We start from the raw sequence: 1,301 nt of genomic DNA, 5'->3' as shown, positions 1-1,301 counted from the left end.
TGAGGCTGGTGCCCAGGTCGGTGACCGAGGTGTTGGTGGCATTCAACTGGCTGCCGTTTACCGCGTCGGTGCTGGTGGCCGAAACCCGCCCAGCCGCGACATTGCTGATCTGCCGTTCGGCACCGACGGCACCAACGCTGAGCACGCCCACAGGCGCAGTACCGGCGTAATTGTAAGTGGTGCCATTGATCACGCCGCTGGCAGTTGCAGTGGCCGCAGCGGTGGTGGCGCCATTACCCAGGGCCAAAGAGTTGGCGGTGCTGGCGTTGGCTCCGTTGCCCAGGGCAATGGCGTTGTCGGCCGAAGCAGTTGCCACCGGGCCGATGGCTACGCTGTCGGTGCCGGTGGCCGTGCTGTCACCCAGGGCCGAGTTGCTGTGGAAATACTTGATACCAGCGCCGTTGGTGACGATGTTGCCCAACTGGGTGCTGAAGCTGTTGCCCAGGTTGGTAATGGACGTACTGAGACTGGTGCCCAGGTCGGTGACGGAGGTGTTGGTGGCATTCAATTGGCTGCCATTGACCGCATCAGTGCTGGTGGCGCTCAAGGTGCCGGCGGCGACGTTGGTCAAGGTCGTTGCAGTACCGCCTTGGTTGAAGGTCACCGAGGTTTTGGTGTTCACATCATCGTACTTGACGCCCTCGGCGGCAGTGTTGGTCAGGTTGCTGATCTGCGTGCTGAGGTTGGTGCTCAGGTCGCTCACCGAGGTGTTAGTGGCATTCAACTGGCTGCCGTTTACCGCGTCGGTGCTGGTGGCCGAGACCCGCCCAGCGGCGACGTTGCTGATCTGCCGCTCGGCACCGACGGCGCCAACGCTGAGCACGCCCACAGGCGCGGCACCGGCGAAGGTATACGTGGTGCCGTTGATCACGCTACTGGCGGTGGCAGTGGCAGCCGTGGTGGTGGCGCCATTACCCAGGGCCAGGGAGTTGGCGATGCTGGCGTTGGCACCGTTGCCCAAGGCAATGGCGTTGTCGGCCGAAGCAGTTGCCACCGGGCCGATGGCTACGCTGTCGGTGCCGGTGGCCGTGCTGTCGCCCAGGGCCGAGTTGCTGTGGAAGTACTTGATGCCGGCGCCATTGTTGATGATGTTGCCAAGCTGGGTACTGAAGCTGTTGCCCAGGTTGGTAATGGACGTATTGAGACTGGTGCCCAGGTCGGTCACCGAGGTATTGGTGGCGTTCAACTGGCTGCCGTTGACCGCGTCGGTGCTGGTGGCCGAGACCCGCCCAGCGGCGACATTGCTGATCTGCCGTTCGGCACCGACGGCACCGACACTGAGCACGCCCACAGGCGCAGTG

Annotated in this window: 1 pseudogene; it reads right to left on the bottom strand. The window is 63.6% G+C overall.

The window, feature by feature from the left end:
* A pseudogene (locus tag E4P00_RS27690) lies at positions 1-1,301 on the bottom strand (hypothetical protein); the annotation flags it as partial.

This window comes from Pseudomonas sp. B329 (genome assembly GCF_023127835.1).
Lineage (GTDB): Bacteria > Pseudomonadota > Gammaproteobacteria > Pseudomonadales > Pseudomonadaceae > Aquipseudomonas > Aquipseudomonas synxantha_A.
This window is presented reverse-complemented; position numbering and strand designations above follow the sequence as displayed.